Annotated in this window: 15 protein-coding genes; 11 read left to right on the top strand and 4 right to left on the bottom strand. The window is 65.6% G+C overall.

The features are described 5' to 3' along the window. Window positions 1-60: 60 nt before the first annotated feature. Entirely contained in the window at window positions 61-498 is a 438-nt protein-coding gene (locus ACG10_RS03195; RefSeq protein WP_089167100.1) for a cache domain-containing protein, read from the top strand. A 148-nt stretch (window positions 499-646) separates the two neighbouring features. Here ACG10_RS03195 and typA read toward each other — a convergent pair whose 3' ends face one another. Together typA and thiI are read right to left on the bottom strand one after the other, a co-directional pair. After that, window positions 647-2,467, bottom strand: a complete 1,821-nt coding sequence (gene typA / locus ACG10_RS03190; protein ID WP_089167099.1) for a translational GTPase TypA — start codon at window positions 2,465-2,467, stop codon at window positions 647-649. A gap of 143 nt (window positions 2,468-2,610) precedes the next feature. Beyond that, window positions 2,611-4,065 carry a tRNA uracil 4-sulfurtransferase ThiI gene (gene thiI / locus ACG10_RS03185; RefSeq protein ID WP_089167098.1) on the bottom strand — a complete coding sequence of 485 codons (1,455 nt, stop codon included), beginning with the start codon at window positions 4,063-4,065 and terminating at the stop codon, window positions 2,611-2,613. A gap of 324 nt (window positions 4,066-4,389) precedes the next feature. On the opposite strand from thiI, the gene glnA reads away from it, so the two are divergent. The 6 genes from glnA (at window position 4,390) to ahpC (ending at window position 10,604) form a co-directional block, all read left to right on the top strand. Further along, window positions 4,390-5,793 carry a glutamate--ammonia ligase gene (glnA, locus tag ACG10_RS03180; protein ID WP_089167097.1) on the top strand — a complete coding sequence of 468 codons (1,404 nt, stop codon included), beginning with the start codon at window positions 4,390-4,392 and terminating at the stop codon, window positions 5,791-5,793. A gap of 141 nt (window positions 5,794-5,934) precedes the next feature. Continuing rightward, window positions 5,935-6,444: a DUF4124 domain-containing protein gene (locus ACG10_RS03175; protein WP_089167096.1), complete on the top strand. Its 510-nt coding sequence runs from the start codon at window positions 5,935-5,937 to the stop codon at window positions 6,442-6,444. A gap of 7 nt (window positions 6,445-6,451) precedes the next feature. Further along, window positions 6,452-7,063 carry a DUF4124 domain-containing protein gene (locus ACG10_RS03170; protein WP_089167095.1) on the top strand — a complete coding sequence of 204 codons (612 nt, stop codon included), beginning with the start codon at window positions 6,452-6,454 and terminating at the stop codon, window positions 7,061-7,063. Between the two features lie 181 nt (window positions 7,064-7,244). Then, on the top strand, window positions 7,245-8,330 hold the full coding sequence (glnL, locus tag ACG10_RS03165; protein ID WP_089167094.1) for a nitrogen regulation protein NR(II): 1,086 nt from the start codon (window positions 7,245-7,247) through the stop codon (window positions 8,328-8,330). Beyond that, the gene (gene ntrC, locus ACG10_RS03160; RefSeq protein WP_089167093.1) at window positions 8,327-9,763 is read left to right on the top strand and encodes a nitrogen regulation protein NR(I); all 1,437 of its coding nucleotides are present in this window, start codon (window positions 8,327-8,329) and stop codon (window positions 9,761-9,763) included. Before glnL ends, ntrC begins: the two co-directional genes overlap by 4 nt. A 277-nt stretch (window positions 9,764-10,040) precedes the next feature. Next, window positions 10,041-10,604 (top strand): alkyl hydroperoxide reductase subunit C, encoded by a 564-nt coding sequence (gene ahpC / locus ACG10_RS03155; protein WP_039801745.1) that lies wholly within the window; start codon window positions 10,041-10,043, stop codon window positions 10,602-10,604. A 164-nt stretch (window positions 10,605-10,768) separates the two neighbouring features. Here ahpC and ACG10_RS03150 read toward each other — a convergent pair whose 3' ends face one another. After that, window positions 10,769-12,574 carry an acyl-CoA dehydrogenase C-terminal domain-containing protein gene (locus ACG10_RS03150; RefSeq protein ID WP_089167092.1) on the bottom strand — a complete coding sequence of 602 codons (1,806 nt, stop codon included), beginning with the start codon at window positions 12,572-12,574 and terminating at the stop codon, window positions 10,769-10,771. 43 nt (window positions 12,575-12,617) lie between these two features. Here ACG10_RS03150 and ACG10_RS23525 point away from each other — a divergent pair, with 43 nt between their 5' ends. The 4 genes from ACG10_RS23525 to ACG10_RS03135 all read left to right on the top strand — a co-directional run bounded on the left by ACG10_RS23525 (window position 12,618) and on the right by ACG10_RS03135 (window position 14,488). Further along, on the top strand, window positions 12,618-12,770 hold the full coding sequence (locus ACG10_RS23525) for a hypothetical protein (RefSeq protein WP_157731367.1): 153 nt from the start codon (window positions 12,618-12,620) through the stop codon (window positions 12,768-12,770). 98 nt (window positions 12,771-12,868) lie between these two features. Continuing rightward, window positions 12,869-13,078 (top strand): CsbD family protein, encoded by a 210-nt coding sequence (locus ACG10_RS03145; RefSeq protein ID WP_089167091.1) that lies wholly within the window; start codon window positions 12,869-12,871, stop codon window positions 13,076-13,078. Window positions 13,079-13,209: 131 nt separating this feature from the next. Further along, window positions 13,210-14,037, top strand: coding sequence for a BON domain-containing protein (locus tag ACG10_RS03140; protein ID WP_089167090.1), 828 nt, complete (start codon window positions 13,210-13,212; stop codon window positions 14,035-14,037). A 292-nt stretch (window positions 14,038-14,329) separates the two neighbouring features. Further along, on the top strand, window positions 14,330-14,488 hold the full coding sequence (locus ACG10_RS03135) for a DUF3309 family protein (RefSeq protein ID WP_039801737.1): 159 nt from the start codon (window positions 14,330-14,332) through the stop codon (window positions 14,486-14,488). Between the two features lie 22 nt (window positions 14,489-14,510). On the opposite strand, the gene ACG10_RS03130 is transcribed toward ACG10_RS03135, so the two are convergent. After that, on the bottom strand, window positions 14,511-15,239 hold the full coding sequence (locus ACG10_RS03130; protein ID WP_039801735.1) for a Crp/Fnr family transcriptional regulator: 729 nt from the start codon (window positions 15,237-15,239) through the stop codon (window positions 14,511-14,513). Window positions 15,240-15,364: the final 125 nt, after the last annotated feature.

Below are 15,364 nucleotides of genomic sequence, written 5' to 3'. Positions count from 1 at the left end.
CGCCGCCCGGTGGCCTTCAAACAACCATGAAATAACAAGAACAAGAGGCGTAAGACATTCATGCGCAAGACCCTGCTGGTAATGCTGTGCACTGCGGGTATCCACCTGACCGCCCAGGCCGGCGAGTTCGGCACCGCCGAGGAAGCCAAGGCCATGCTCGAAAAGGCCGTGGCGGCGGTCGAGACCGACAAGGCCTCCGCCCTGGAGAAGTTCACCAAGGGCGAAGACGGCTTCAAGGATCGCGACCTCTATCCCTATTGCGGTGGCCCGGACGGCAACTTCACCGCGCATCCCACGCTGACCGGCCAGAGCCTGAAGGATCTGAAAGACAAGGCGGGCAAGCCCCTGGGCGAGGAAATCTACGCCACGGCCGAAGCGGGCAAGATCAGCGAAGTGGCCTACATGTGGCCGCGGCCGGGCACCGATACGCCGGTCGAGAAAGTCACCTTCGTGACCAAGGCCGACGACCAGGTGTGCGTGGTCGGCTATTACAAGTAGGGCCCCGCCCTCGCCGTCGCGCCTGTCGCAAACCTGCATGCCGCTTGATCCGGCATGCACGAACAGGTGTCGGAGGCGGATGACCCAAAAGCAAAAAGCCCCGCCGGATCACTCCGGCGGGGCTTTTCATTGCAGGTCACTCAGCGCATCAGATCTTGCTGCTGCGCTCGTAACGCTTGCGGTCGTTCTCGTTCAGCACCTTCTTGCGCAGGCGGATCGACTTCGGCGTCACTTCGACCAGTTCGTCGTCGTCGATGAATTCCAGCGCCTGTTCCAGGGTGAACTTGATCGGCGGCACCAGCTGGATGGTCTCGTCCTTGCCGGAAGCGCGCATGTTGTCGAGCTTCTTGCCCTTGGTGGGGTTGATCACCAGATCGTTGTCGCGGCTGTGGATGCCGGCCAGCTGGCCTTCGTAGATTTCCTGGCCCGGCTCGAGGAACAGCTTGCCGCGGTCCTGCAGGGTTTCCAGCGAGTAGGTCAGCGCCTTGCCGGTGGCCATGGAGACCAGCACGCCGTTCTGGCGGTGGGCGACTTCGCCCTGCTTGAGCGGGCCGTAGTGGCTAAAGGTGCTGGTGAGGATGCCGCTGCCCGAGGTCATGGTCAGGAACGAGTTGCGGAAGCCGATCAGGCCGCGCGCCGGAACGGTGTATTCCAGGCGGATGCGGCCCTTGCCGTCCGGCACCATGTTCGACAGGTCGCCCTTGCGCAGGCCCATCTGCTCCATCACCGGACCCTGGTGGACTTCCTCGATGTCGATGGTGACGTTCTCGTACGGCTCCTGCTTCTCGCCGTCGACTTCCTTGATGATCACTTCCGGACGGGAGATGGCCAGTTCGAAGCCTTCGCGACGCATGGTCTCGATCAGCACCGAGAGGTGCAGCTCGCCGCGGCCGGAGACCTTGAACTTGTCGGCGCTGTCGCCGTCCTGAACGCGCAGGGCGACGTTGTGCAGCAGTTCCTTCTCCAGGCGCTCCTTGATGTTGCGGCTGGTGACGAACTTGCCTTCGCGGCCGCAGAACGGCGAATCGTTGACCTGGAAGGTCATGCTCACGGTCGGCTCGTCGACGGACAGCGGCGGCAGGGCTTCGACGGCGGTCGGGTCGCACAGGGTGTCGGAGATGAACAGCTGATCGAAACCGCTGATGCAGACGATGTCGCCGGCCTGGGCTTCCGGCACTTCGACACGCTGCAGACCGTGGTGGCCCATGATCTTGAGGATGCGGCCGTTGCGCTTGTTGCCGACGGCGTCGATGGACACCACCGGGGTGTTGGACTTGATCTTGCCACGGGCGATGCGGCCGATGCCGATCACGCCGAGAAAGCTGTTGTAGTCCAGCTGGGAGATCTGCATCTGGAACGGACCGTCGACGTCCACCTTGGGCGCCGGCACGTGGTCGAGGATCGCCTGGAACAGCGCATCCATGTTGTCGTCCATCTTCTCGTGATCCATGCCGGCGATGCCGTTGAGGGCGCTGGCGTAGACGATCGGGAAGTCGAGCTGCTCCTCGGTGGCGCCGAGGTTGTCGAAGAGGTCGAAGATCTGGTCGATGACCCAGTCCGGACGCGCGCCGGGACGGTCGATCTTGTTGACCACGACGATCGGACGCAGACCGGCCTTGAACGCCTTCTGGGTCACGAAGCGGGTCTGCGGCATCGGGCCGTCCTGGGCGTCGACCACCAGCAGCACGGAGTCGACCATCGACATCACGCGCTCGACCTCGCCGCCAAAGTCGGCGTGCCCGGGGGTGTCGACGATGTTGATGTGGTGGCCGTTCCACTCGATGGCGGTGTTCTTCGCCAGGATGGTGATGCCGCGCTCTTTTTCCTGGTCGTTGGAGTCCATCACCCGCTCGCTTTCGGCTTCCTTGCGATCCAGGGTGCCGGAGAGCTTGAGCAGCTTGTCGACGAGGGTGGTCTTGCCATGGTCGACGTGGGCGATGATGGCGATGTTGCGGAGATTTTCGATCACAGGTTCTATCTCTATGAAAGCTTCGAGCTGAAGGCTGGAAGCTGGAAGAAGGAAAGCTGGCCGGGCTGCCCGGCCACGACGTCTCGGACCGCTATCGGTCGGGAGGGCGGTGGCGAATGCTGCCACCCAGCAGCCCGGGCTGTTTAAGCCGGACGATAAACGCGCACATTGGCATGCCCCTCACTCAGCAGATGATGAGCATGCAGGCGGCTCATGACACCCTTGTCGCAATACAGCAGGTACTGGCGGTTGGCGTCCAGTTCCTTGAAACGGTTGTTCAGCGCGTAGAAGGGCAGCGTCTGCACCTCGATGCCGGGCAGTTCCAGCGGCTCGTCCTCGGCCGCATCCGGATGGCGGATGTCGAGGACGATCTGCCCGGCCAGGGCCTCGCCGACCTCCTCCACGCGGATCTCCTCGCCGAGCTCGTCGATCACCCGGTCGATCGGCACCAGGCGGGCGCGCTCCAGGGCGCGCTCGAGAATCGCCATCTCGAACTGGCGCTCCTCGTACTCGATGCGTTCGCGCTTGGCGCGGGTGGTCGGGTTCACCGAGATCACCCCGCAGTATTCGGGCATGTGCTTGGCGAACTCGGCGGTGCCGATGCGCATCGCGGTGTCGATGATGTCCTGCTTGTGGCTGGCGATCAGCGGGCGCAGCACCAGCATGTCGGTGGCCGAATCGATCACCGAGAGGTTCGGCAGGGTCTGGCTGGAGACCTGGGAAATCGCCTCGCCGGTGACCAGCGCGTCGATCTTCAGGCGCTCGGCGATGCGCGTGGCGGCGCGCAGCATCATGCGCTTCAACACCACGCCCATCTGACTGTTGTCGACCTTGCCGAGGATCTCGCCGACCACCTCCTCGAAGGGCACGCTGACGAACAGCACGCGCTGCGAGCTGCCGTACTTCAGCCAGAGGTAGTGGGCGACTTCCATCACCCCCAGCTCGTGGGCGCGCCCGCCCAAGTTGAAGAAGCAGAAGTGGGTGAGCAGCCCGCGGCGCATCATCTGGAAGGCCGCCACGGTGGAGTCGAAGCCGCCGGACATTAGCACCAGGGTCTGCTCCAGGGCGCCCAGCGGATAGCCGCCGATGCTGTCGTGCTGGCTGTGGACGACGAACAGGCGCTGATCGCGGATCTCCATGCGCACCTCCACCTCCGGGGCGGTGAGCGAGATGCCCGCGGCGCCGCACTGCTGGCGCAGGCAGCCACCGACGTAGCGCTCCACCTCCATCGAGGTGAAGGGATGCTTGCCGGCGCGCTTGCAGCGCACGGCGAAGATCCGCCCGGGCAGCTGCGCGGCGTAGTGGCGCTTGCACTTCTCCAGGATGTCGTCGAAGTCGCCCAGGGGGTACTCGTGCACCTCGAGGAAATGGGCGATGCCGGGCGTGCAGGTCAGCCGCTCGACCATCTCGCGCAGGGTCCGCCGGTCCTCGACCGCGGTTTCCACCTCGAGGTTGTCCCACACGCCCGTCACCGCCAGCTCCGGATCGAGGTCGCGCAGCACGGTGCGGATGTTCTTCGCCAGCTGGCGAATGAAGCGCTTGCGCACCGGCGGGCTCTTGATGGTGATTTCCGGGAAGACCTTGACGATGAGTTTCATGGAGGCAGCATGGGCCGGGCAGGCAAAAAGGGGGCGCAATTATAGCGGATCTTGCTCAAGACTTGATCACCTATCGGCAGAGCGGCGCACGCGCACCAAAATGAAACAAAACAACTGATCCAGGCACATGAATAGAGCAAAACTTTCCGCCAGAATATCGGGCACCGGCGAGGCAGATCTGCCGGAGAGCTTGCCGGCCCACGCAGACCAATGGCATGAAACTTGCTCTCTTGTGGCGCGGCTTGCCTTGGCGGATGATCGCCGCCCGGTTTTCACCCGAATTTTCGAGGGCCTTTTCGAGACCCTCTCCACCTGGAGGACAACATGTCGAAGTCGCTTCAACTGATCAAAGAACATGACGTGAAGTGGATTGATCTGCGCTTCACCGACACCAAAGGCAAGCAGCAGCACGTAACCATGCCGGCGCGTGACGTGGACGACGACTTCTTCGAATACGGCAAGATGTTCGACGGCTCCTCCATCGCCGGCTGGAAAGGCATCGAAGCCTCCGACATGATCCTGATGCCGGACGACAGCACCGCCGTGCTGGACCCGTTCACCGAAGAGCCGACCCTGATCATCGTCTGCGACATCATCGAGCCCTCGACCATGCAGGGCTACGACCGCGACCCGCGCGCCATCGCCCGCCGTGCCGAGGAATACCTGAAGTCCACCGGCATCGGCGACACCGCCTTCTTCGGTCCGGAGCCCGAGTTCTTCATCTTCGACGAAGTGAAGTTCAAGTCCGACATCTCCGGCTCCATGTTCAAGATCTTCTCCGAGCAGGCCTCCTGGAACACCGACGCCGACATCGAAAGCGGCAACAAGGGCCACCGTCCGGGCGTCAAGGGCGGCTATTTCCCGGTTCCGCCGGTCGATCATGACCACGAAATCCGCACCGCCATGTGCAACGCCCTCGAAGAGATGGGCCTGAAGGTCGAAGTGCACCACCACGAAGTGGCTACCGCCGGCCAGAACGAGATCGGCGTCAGCTTCAACACCCTGGTGGCCAAGGCCGACGAAGTGCAGACCCTGAAGTACTGCGTGCACAACGTCGCCGACGCCTACGGCAAGACCGTGACCTTCATGCCGAAGCCGCTGTACGGCGACAACGGCTCGGGCATGCACGTGCACATCTCCATCGCCAAAGACGGCAAGAACACCTTCGCTGGCGAAGGCTATGCCGGCCTGTCCGATACCGCCCTGTACTTCATCGGCGGCATCATCAAGCACGGCAAGGCGCTGAACGGCTTCACCAACCCGTCGACCAACTCCTACAAGCGTCTGGTCCCGGGCTTCGAAGCCCCGGTCATGCTGGCCTACTCCGCCCGCAACCGTTCCGCCTCCATCCGCATCCCGTACGTCAACAGCCCGAAAGCCCGCCGCATCGAAGCGCGCTTCCCGGACCCGGCTGCCAACCCCTACCTGGCCTTCGCCGCTCTGCTGATGGCCGGTCTGGACGGCATCCAGAACAAGATCCACCCCGGCGATGCCGCCGACAAGAACCTGTATGACCTGCCGCCGGAAGAGGCCAAGGAAATCCCGCAGGTGTGCGGCAGCCTGAAGGAAGCCCTGGAAGAGCTGGACAAGGGCCGCGCCTTCCTGACCAAGGGCGGCGTCTTCTCCGACGATTTCATCGATGCCTACATCGAGCTGAAGAGCGAAGAAGAAATCAAGGTGCGCACCTTCGTGCACCCGCTGGAATACGACCTGTACTACAGCGTCTAAGCCAGCCGGCAATGTCGAAAAGGCCTCCCTCGGGAGGTCTTTTTTTTGGGTGATCGCGGTAACGCTCCGGCAGCCCCGGACTTGCCAGCCCACCGGTGCAGTGCAAGGCTTCACCCAACGACTTTCGCGAGAGCTCTCCCCATGCGCAGCGCATTGCCCGGCCTGCTTCTGCTGCTGGCCCTTCCAGCCGGCGCAGAGATCTACAAATACCTCGACGCCAACGGCAATCCGGTGTTCAGCAGCCAGCCCCCCGAGGGCGTGGCCGCGGAAAAGGTCGAGCTGCCGGCACCCAGCATCGTCGCCCCGCAGCCGCCTAGCCCTCAGGAAACGGCCAAGCCCAAGGACCAGCCGGAGATCCGCTATACCCGCCTCGAACTGACCGGCATCCCGGACGGCGAATCCCTGCGCGCCAACAACGGCAGCTTCAGCGTCGACGTGGCCATCGAGCCCAGGCTGCGCCCCGGGCACAGCCTGCGCCTGCTGCTGGACGGCCAGCCCTACGGCCAGCCCGGCCGGACGACCCGCCTGGAACTGGTCAACGTCGATCGCGGCGAGCACAGCCTGGAGGTGGAGGTGCTCGCCGGCGAGCGCTCCCTGCAGAAGAGCGCGCCGATCCTGTTCACCGTCCAGCGCGTCCATCGGGGCAAATAACGGCCCCATGCGAATCCTGCCTCTCTGCCTGGCCCTGCTCGCCTTCCCGGCGGCGGCCGAGATCTACAGCCACGTCGACGCACAGGGCAACCGGGTCTTCACCGACCGGCCGCAGGGCGGCGCACCGGCGCTGCGCCTGAGCCCGACCAACAGCATGCCCTCCCCGCCTGCACCGCCGCCGGCCGCGGAGAAGCCCGCCCCCCGAGCGAAGAAGCCCGGCTACCGCTGGCTGCGCATTGTCGATCCCGCGCCGGACGCCACCCTGCGCGACACCGGTGCACTGACGGTGACGGCCGCCAGCGAGCCCGGCCTGCATCCCGGCCACAGCTACCGGCTGCAACTCGACGGCGCCGCCACCGGCCCGGGCGGGCCGCAGCCGGTCTTTTCCCTGAACGACCTGGAGCGCGGCACCCACCTGCTGGTCGTGGAAATCCTCGATGCCGAGGGCCGCACCCTGGAGCAGACTCCGGAGCAGGCCATCCATGTGAAACGCCCGCCGCTGATCCAGAAACGCCTGGCCAGGCCCTGCAAGATCGCCGATTACGGCGTGCGTCCGGAATGTCTGCTGAAGGACAGGCCACCCCAGAGGCGGGACATCCCCTACGTACCCTTTCTGTGAATTTCGCCCTGTTTTGGGGCAGCCTTCCGCCTGCACTTCTATACTGTCCCCATATTGGATCAAGGCTCGCCCGCGAGCGTGCGCCAAAAGCCGGCATGGAGCGCGCCCCTGCACCCTTTTCGAAAATTTAGGCTCATTTCTTGCAGATGCCGACTCGACGTGAACCCTGGTAAACCAGCCAATGCCTGATAACGACAACCTGCACCGCCTGCTGCTGGACAACCTGACCACCGCCACCATCCTGCTCGACGGCGAGCTGCGCCTGGAGTACATGAACCCTGCGGCGGAAATGCTGCTGGCGGTCAGCGGCCAGCGCAGCCATGGACAATTCATCAGCGAACTCTTCACCGAGTCCCCCGAAGCCCTGATCTCCCTGCGCCAGGCCGTGGCCGAGGCGCACCCGTTCACCAAGCGCGAAGCCCAGCTGACCTCGCTGACCGGCAAGACCCAGACGGTGGACTATGCGGTGACGCCGGTCATCAACCAGGGGCAGACGCTGCTGCTGCTGGAGGTCTATCCGCGCGACCGCCTGCTGCGGATCACCAAGGAGGAGGCCCAGCTGTCCAAGCAGGAAACCACCAAGCTGCTGGTCCGTGGCCTGGCCCACGAGATCAAGAACCCGCTCGGCGGCATCCGCGGCGCGGCCCAGCTGCTCGCCCGCGAACTGCCGGACGAGGCGCTCAAGGACTACACCAACGTCATCATCGAAGAGGCCGACCGCCTGCGCAATCTGGTCGACCGCATGCTCGGCTCGAACAAGCTGCCGTCCCTGGCGATGACCAACATCCACGAGGTGCTGGAGCGGGTCTGCAGCCTGGTGATGGCGGAAAGCGAGGGGCGCATCGTGCTGGTGCGCGACTACGACCCGAGCATCCCGGAACTGTTGATCGACCGCGAGCAGATGATCCAGGCGGTGCTCAACATCGTGCGCAACGCCATGCAGGCGCTGACCGGCCAGAACGATCTGCGCCTCGGCCGCATCCACCTGCGCACCCGCACCCTGCGCCAGTTCACCATCGGCCACGTGCGCCATCGCCTGGTCTGCCAGGTGGAAATCATCGACAACGGCCCCGGTATCCCCGCCGAGCTACAGGAAACCATGTTCTATCCCATGGTCAGCGGTCGCCCGGACGGCACCGGTCTGGGCCTGGCCATCACCCAGAACATCATCAGCCAGCACCAGGGCCTGATCGAGTGCGACAGCCACCCCGGCCAAACCCGCTTCTCGATCTACCTGCCGCTGGACCTAGGAGCCTCACCCACATGAGCCGAAGCGAAACCGTCTGGATCGTCGACGACGACCGCTCCATCCGTTGGGTCCTGGAAAAGGCCCTGCAACAGGAAGGCATGACCACCCAGAGCTTCGACAGCGCGGACGGCGTGCTCAACCGCCTGTCCCGCCAGCAGCCGGACGTGATCATCTCCGACATCCGCATGCCGGGCGCCAGCGGCCTCGACCTCCTGGCGCAGATCCGCGAGCACTACCCGCGCCTGCCGGTGATCATCATGACCGCGCACTCCGACCTGGACAGCGCGGTGGCCTCCTACCAGGGCGGCGCCTTCGAGTACCTGCCCAAGCCGTTCGACGTCGACGAGGCAGTGTCGCTGATCAAGCGCGCCAACCTGCACGCCCAGGAGCAGCAGGGACTGGAAGTGCCGGCCATCCAGGCCAACACCCCGGAGATCATCGGCGAGGCGCCGGCGATGCAGGAAGTGTTCCGCGCCATCGGCCGTCTCTCCCATTCCAACATCACCGTGCTGATCAACGGCGAGTCCGGCACCGGCAAGGAGCTGGTCGCCCACGCCCTGCACCGTCACAGCCCGCGCGCCAAGGCGCCGTTCATCGCGCTGAACATGGCGGCGATTCCGAAGGAGCTGATGGAGTCCGAGCTGTTCGGCCACGAGAAGGGCGCCTTCACCGGCGCCGCCAGCCTGCGCCGCGGGCGCTTCGAGCAGGCCGACGGCGGCACCCTGTTCCTCGACGAGATCGGCGACATGCCGGCCGACACCCAGACCCGCCTGCTGCGCGTGCTGGCCGACGGTGAGTTCTACCGGGTCGGCGGCCACACGCCGGTCAAGGTCGACGTACGGATCATCGCCGCCACCCACCAGCACCTGGAAAACCTGGTGCAGGCCGGCAAGTTCCGCGAGGACCTGTTCCACCGCCTGAACGTCATCCGCATCCACATCCCGCGCCTCTCCGACCGCCGCGCCGACATCCCCGCGCTGACCCGGCACTTCCTCAACCGCGCGGCCGTGGAGCTGGCGGTCGAGCCGAAGACGCTCAAGCCGGAGACCGAGGAATACCTGAGCAACCTGCCCTGGCCCGGCAACGTGCGCCAGCTGGAGAACACCTGCCGCTGGATCACCGTGATGGCCTCCGGCCGCGAGGTGCATGTCGACGACCTGCCGCCGGAGCTGCTCAGCCATGTCCAGGAGAACGCACCGGCCAACAACTGGGAGCAGGCCCTGCGCCTGTGGACCGACCAGGCGCTGGCCCGCGGCCAGTCGAACCTGCTGGACATCGCCGTGCCGGCCTTCGAGCGGGTGATGATCGAGAGCGTGCTCAAGCACACCGCCGGGCGCCGCCGCGATGCCGCCCTGCTGCTCGGCTGGGGGCGCAATACCCTGACGCGCAAGATCAAGGAACTCGGCATGAACGTCGGCGGCAGCGACGAGGAAGACGGCGACGAGGGCTGACGCCCTCCTCCCCCGATCCGGTTCGCCCTGTGCGGGCCGTTTTCGTTCGGGCCTTGAAGAGCGGCGCTGCCGCCGTGCCCGCCCGGAGACAATCTTTCCGACATGCAGGGGTTGTATCGTGATTCCCCCGGCCCCATATCGGATGTCCGGCGTGTGCAACCGTCGAAACCTTCGATTGACCGGAGCAATGGACCCCATGCGGTCAATCAATCAAGGTTTTCCTCAGGATCGCGTAACATCGCCTCTGTTTTTCCCATTCATAAAAAGGAGTTCGCAGATGTCTCTGATCAACACCGAAGTCAAGCCGTTCAAGGCCACCGCCTACCACAACGGCAAGTTCATCGACGTCACCGAAGCCGACCTGCAAGGAAAGTGGTCCGTATTCTTCTTCTACCCGGCCGACTTCACCTTCATCTGCCCGACCGAACTGGGCGACCTGGCCGACAACTACGCCGAATTCCAGAAGCTGGGCGTTGAAATCTACGCTGTGTCCACCGACACCCACTTCACCCACAAGGCTTGGCACGACAGCTCCGAAACCGTCAAAAAGCTGCAGTTCCCGATGGTCGGCGACCCGACCCTGACCATCTCCCGCAACTTCGAAGTGCTGATCGAGGAAGCCGGCCTGGCCGAGCGCGGCACCTTCGTCCTCGACCCGCAGGGCAAGATCCAGATCATCGAACTGAACGCCGGCAACGTCGGCCGCGACGCCAACGAACTGCTGCGCAAGATCAAGGCTGCCCAGTACGTCGCCGCCCACCCGGGCGAAGTCTGCCCGGCGAAGTGGAAGGAAGGCGAAGGCACCCTGAAGCCGTCCCTGGATCTGGTCGGCAAGATCTAAGCCGTCACGGACCACCGCGCTGCGGGGGCCGCAACCGGCCTCCTGTCGCACACGAAAACGCCCGGTCGCCTCTGCGCGCCGGGCGTTTTTCATTGCAGACGGGCGGCTTGGCGGCCGTAGGCTGGAAAACTGCGCCAGCGCTTTCCACCCTACGGCCCACCCCCTCAATACCCCAGGTCGAAGTCTTCCGCCGCCATCTCCATCAGCGGGCCGGCGCCACCGTGCATGGCCTCCACATGGCCGCGGGTGCGCGGCAAAATGCGCGCGAAGTAGAAGCGCGCGGTCTGCAGCTTGGCACGGTAGAAGGCCTCCTCAACCGTGCCGGCAGCCAGCCGCTCCTGGGCAACGCGGGCCATGTCGGCCCAGAAGTAGGCCAGGCAGACGTAGCCGGAATACATCAGGTAGTCCACCGCGGCGGCGCCGACCTCATCGCGGTCCTGCATCGCCTGCATGCCGATCTGCAGGGTGATCTCGCCCCACTCCTGGTTCAGCCGGGCCAGCGGCTCGACGAAGGCCTTGAGCGACTCGTCCTCGGCGTGGGCCTTGCAGAACTTGTGCACGATCCTGGTGAAGGCCTTGAGCGACTCGCCCTGGGTCATCAGCACCTTGCGCCCGAGCAGGTCCAGCGCCTGCACGCCGGTGGTGCCCTCGTAGAGCATGGCGATGCGGCTGTCGCGCAGGTTCTGCTCCATGCCCCACTCGCGGATGTAGCCATGGCCGCCGTAGACCTGCAGGCCGTGGCTGGCCGCCTCGAAGCCGGTTTCGGTCATGAACGCCTTGGCGATCGGCGTGAGGAAGCCCAGCAGCAGGTCGGCTGCCGCCCGCTCAGCCGCATCCTGGCTGTAGCGGGCGATGTCCACCTGCTTGGCGGAGAAGTACAGCAGCGCCCGGTTGCCCTCGGCGAAGGCCTTGATGGTCAGCAGCATGCGCCGCACGTCGGGGTGCACGATGATCGGGTCGGCCGGCAGCCCCGGCGCCTTCGGCCCGCTCAGGGCGCGCATCTGCAGGCGCTCGCGGGCGTAGCGGATCGCCCCCTGGAAGGCCACCTCGGCATGCGCCAGGCCCTGCAGCGCGGTGCCCAGGCGCGCGGTGTTCATGAAGGTGAACATGCAGTTGAGGCCCTTGTGCGGCGGGCCGATGAGAAAGCCGGTGGCGCCGTCGAAGTTCATCACGCAGGTGGCGTTGCCGTGGATGCCCATCTTGTGCTCGATCGAGCCGCAGGACACCTGGTTGCGCACGCCCAGCCCGCCGTCGGCGGCCGGCAGGAACTTCGGCACGATGAACAGCGAGATACCCTTGGTCCCGGGCGGCGCGTCGGGCAGGCGGGCCAGCACGATGTGCACGATGTTCTCCGCCAGATCGTGCTCGCCGGCGGAAATGAAGATCTTGGTGCCGCTGACCCGGTAGCTGCCGTCGGCCTGGGGCTCGGCGCGGGTGCGCAGCAGACCGAGGTCGGTGCCGCAGTGCGGCTCGGTCAGGCACATGGTGCCGGTCCACTCGCCGGACACCAAGCGGGTCAGATAGGTGGCCTTCTGCTCCTCGGTGCCGTGGGCCGACAGGGTGTTCATCGCCCCCTGGGCCAGCCCCGGATACATGCCCCAGGCCCAGTTGGCCTCGCCGATCATCTCGGTGACGGCGATGCCGAGGGACTCCGGCAGGCCCTGGCCGCCGTGCTCGACGGCATGTGCCAGACTCGGCCAGCCACCCTCCACATAGCGCCGGTAGGCCTCCTTGAAGCCGCTCGGAGTCTTCACGCCCGCCTCGCTCCAGCTGCAACCCTCGCGATCGCCCACCGGGTTGAGCGGCGCGATCACCTCCTCGCAGAAGCGCGCGCCCTCCTCGAGGATGGCGTCGACCACATCCGGCGTGGCCTCCCCGCCGGCAGGCAGGCTCCGGTAATGCGCCGGGTAGTCGAGCAGTTCGTCGCGAACGAAACGGATATCCCGCACGGGGGCCTTGTAGTCGGGCATGGTCGTCGTCCTCTGAAACCGTCCTGTTGTCCAGAAGAAAGGTATGGCCGATTCGCCGCGCGGGCAAGCGGTTCACCACATTCGCCAGGCCAACCGCGGCGCGGCCCGCCACAGGATGCGCCGCTGCCTGCGCCTGCCGGAAGCGGCCGGCTGCATCGGCAGCAACGGGCCTGCCTGCCCGATCCGCATGGCATAAGTGGGCCAGCGCACCGACACAGGGCTGGTTCGCTGCCATTGTCCGCCCACCGGTGCCTCGCAATTTCGCGAGACCGCGGATCAGGAGGACCCACCATCATGGGCCTACCCAGTGCAGACGAACTCAAGGGCAAGTGGAAACAGCAGGTCGGCGCCGCCAAGCTCGCCTGGGGCAAGTTGACCGAGGACGAGCTGCTGCAAGCCGAAGGCCGCGAGGAGAAGCTCGCCGGCCTGATTCAGGAGCACTACGCCATCACCCGCGACGAAGCCGAAAAACAGGTCAAGGACTTCCTCGGGAAGCTCAAGTAGCGGTCAGCCGGGATACCTGCCGCACCGTGACGCCCCGGTCGGCAGGCGGTCAGGACGACGCTCAGGCCGCCCGGGGCCGTCGTGCGACGGGTCCGGGCGATGGCGGTTCCTTTCCCCGATGGAGAAGCAACATGTACGCACCGCCCCGCAAGCTTATCCTGGCCTCCGGCATCGCCCTGGCGATGAGCGTCATGAGCGGCATGGTCGCCGCCGCGACGGACCAGGAAATCACCGATGCACGGCAGGAAACCCAGATCTGGACGACCTATGCCCTGAACCCCTATCTGCGCGCCCACGACCTCAAGGTCTCGGTGCACAACGGCAAGGCCACGCTGACCGGCGTGGTCGAGGAAGAGGTCAACAAGGAGCTGGCGAAGGAGATCGCCCTGGGCGTCGGCGGCATCACCGAGGTGGACAACCAGATCGAGGTCAAGCCCGACTACACGCCGAAGCCGAGCGCCGAGCGCGGATATGGCGAGCGCATCGAGGACGCCAGCATCACCGCGGCGGTCAAGTCGAAGCTGATGTGGAGCCGCTACACCGATGGGCTGGCCACCACGGTCGAGACCCAGCGGGGCCGGGTGACACTGAGCGGCACCGCCGACAGCGCGGCGGCCCGGGATACCGCCGGGCGCCTGACCATGAGCACCCGCGGCGTGGTCTCGGTGAACAATCAGCTGGTGGTCGACAGCAACAAGCCGACCGCCGTCGATAGCGCGAAGAGCTCCATGAGCAAGGCCGAGGGGGCAATCTCCGACAGCTGGATCACCACCAAGGTGAAGTCCACCCTCCTGTACTCCAGCAATGTTTCCGGCTCCGACATCACTGTCAGCACCCAGGGCGGCAACGTCACCCTGAGCGGCAAGGTGCACAGCGGCGCCGAGCGCGACCTGGCGGTCGAGCTTGCCCAGAACGTCCGCGGCGTCAAGAGCGTCGACGCCAAGGGCCTGACGTTCTAGCGCACCGCGAGGATGCCGGCGGTGCAGGCGCGCCGGTGGGTGGCGACGACCGCGACGGCCTTCAGCGCCCTCTCCCCTTGGGGAGAGGGCCGGGGGAAAGGGGAGAAGCCCAGGCATTCCTTGAGCCCGAGTACAGTGAAACGGCTCTAGCCGCGACGAAACCCACCGTCTTGTGTGTGCTGGCGAACAGAAACGGACTGGCACATACCCCAATCTGGAAACCTGCCGATGGCCGCACGCGGCTTCGGTGCCTGTGCAGCGAACCTGCCCCGACGAGTCCGCGGAGAACGCCATGAGCCTGGGAACCCTCCTGTTGATCATTCTGGTCCTGATGCTGCTCGGTGCCCTGCCGACCTGGCCGCACAGTCGCAACTGGGGCTACGCGCCCATGGGCGGGTTGGGGCTGGTGCTGATCATCGTCCTCATCCTGATGTTGCTGGGACGGCTGTGAGCGACGCACCGCGCGGGCCGGATCACTCGACGCGACGCACGGGAACCCAGGGCAACAGGCGATCGGTTTCCTGCTTGACGACGGCATAACACTCGCAACTCAGCTGCTCGAGCGCGGGCCGGTCCAGCACCGTGATATGCCCGCGGCTGTACTCGATCACGCCAAGCCGCTGCAGCTTGCCGGCCGCCTCGGTGACGCCTTCGCGGCGCACGCCCAGCATGTTGGCGATCAGCTCCTGGGTCATGGTCAAGCGGTTGTCCGGCAAGCGGTCCAGCGACAGCAGCAGCCAGCGACACAGCTGCTGGTCGATCGTGTGATGACGGTTGCAGGCCGCCGTCTGGGCCACCTGGGTGATCAGCGACTGGGTGTAGCGCAACACCAGATGCTGCAACTCGCCGTGGCGCTCGAACTCCTCCCGGAGCCGCGGCGCCGGCAGCCGCCAGGCGTGACCGGCGCTCTGCACGACCGCGCGCCCCGTGGTGCTGTTGCCGCCCATGAGCATGGCGACCCCGACGAAACCCTCGTTGCCCACCACCGAGATTTCCGCCGAGGCGCCGCTTTCCATCACGTAGAGCATCGACACGATGGAGTCGGTCGGGAAATAGACGTGACGCAAGACATCCCCGGACTCGTACAGGACCTTGCCGAGCGGCATGGGCACCCGCTCGAGATGGGGCCGCAGGCGATTGTGCACGTCGGCGGGCAGGGCACCCAGGAAGTGATTCTGCGCAGGAGGGGGCGTCTCGGTCATATCGGCTACCTTGCTGGAAATGACTTTCCCGTTCGACGCCGGAAGGATAGTCCAGCCGCCTCCTCGCGCCAGCGGTCAGCCTGCGGACGGGGCCTGCAGGGCAACGCACGGACGACAGGCAGAGG

It is taken from the genome of Azotobacter chroococcum (assembly GCF_002220155.1).
GTDB classification, from domain to species: domain Bacteria; phylum Pseudomonadota; class Gammaproteobacteria; order Pseudomonadales; family Pseudomonadaceae; genus Azotobacter; species Azotobacter chroococcum.
Note: the sequence above shows the minus strand (reverse complement) of the source record. Positions and strands in the feature narration are given on the sequence as shown.

Coding starts and splice junctions, on each gene's coding strand:
- ACG10_RS03195 (WP_089167100.1), top strand. CDS start 61: ATGCGCAAGACCCTGCTGGTAATGCTGTGCACTGCGGGTATCCACCTG.
- thiI (WP_089167098.1), bottom strand. CDS start 4,065: ATGAAACTCATCGTCAAGGTCTTCCCGGAAATCACCATCAAGAGCCCG.
- glnA (WP_089167097.1), top strand. CDS start 4,390: ATGTCGAAGTCGCTTCAACTGATCAAAGAACATGACGTGAAGTGGATT.
- ACG10_RS03175 (WP_089167096.1), top strand. CDS start 5,935: ATGCGCAGCGCATTGCCCGGCCTGCTTCTGCTGCTGGCCCTTCCAGCC.
- ACG10_RS03170 (WP_089167095.1), top strand. CDS start 6,452: ATGCGAATCCTGCCTCTCTGCCTGGCCCTGCTCGCCTTCCCGGCGGCG.
- glnL (WP_089167094.1), top strand. CDS start 7,245: ATGCCTGATAACGACAACCTGCACCGCCTGCTGCTGGACAACCTGACC.
- ntrC (WP_089167093.1), top strand. CDS start 8,327: ATGAGCCGAAGCGAAACCGTCTGGATCGTCGACGACGACCGCTCCATC.
- ahpC (WP_039801745.1), top strand. CDS start 10,041: ATGTCTCTGATCAACACCGAAGTCAAGCCGTTCAAGGCCACCGCCTAC.
- ACG10_RS03150 (WP_089167092.1), bottom strand. CDS start 12,574: ATGCCCGACTACAAGGCCCCCGTGCGGGATATCCGTTTCGTTCGCGAC.
- ACG10_RS23525 (WP_157731367.1), top strand. CDS start 12,618: ATGGCCGATTCGCCGCGCGGGCAAGCGGTTCACCACATTCGCCAGGCC.
- ACG10_RS03145 (WP_089167091.1), top strand. CDS start 12,869: ATGGGCCTACCCAGTGCAGACGAACTCAAGGGCAAGTGGAAACAGCAG.
- ACG10_RS03140 (WP_089167090.1), top strand. CDS start 13,210: ATGTACGCACCGCCCCGCAAGCTTATCCTGGCCTCCGGCATCGCCCTG.
- ACG10_RS03135 (WP_039801737.1), top strand. CDS start 14,330: ATGAGCCTGGGAACCCTCCTGTTGATCATTCTGGTCCTGATGCTGCTC.
- ACG10_RS03130 (WP_039801735.1), bottom strand. CDS start 15,239: ATGACCGAGACGCCCCCTCCTGCGCAGAATCACTTCCTGGGTGCCCTG.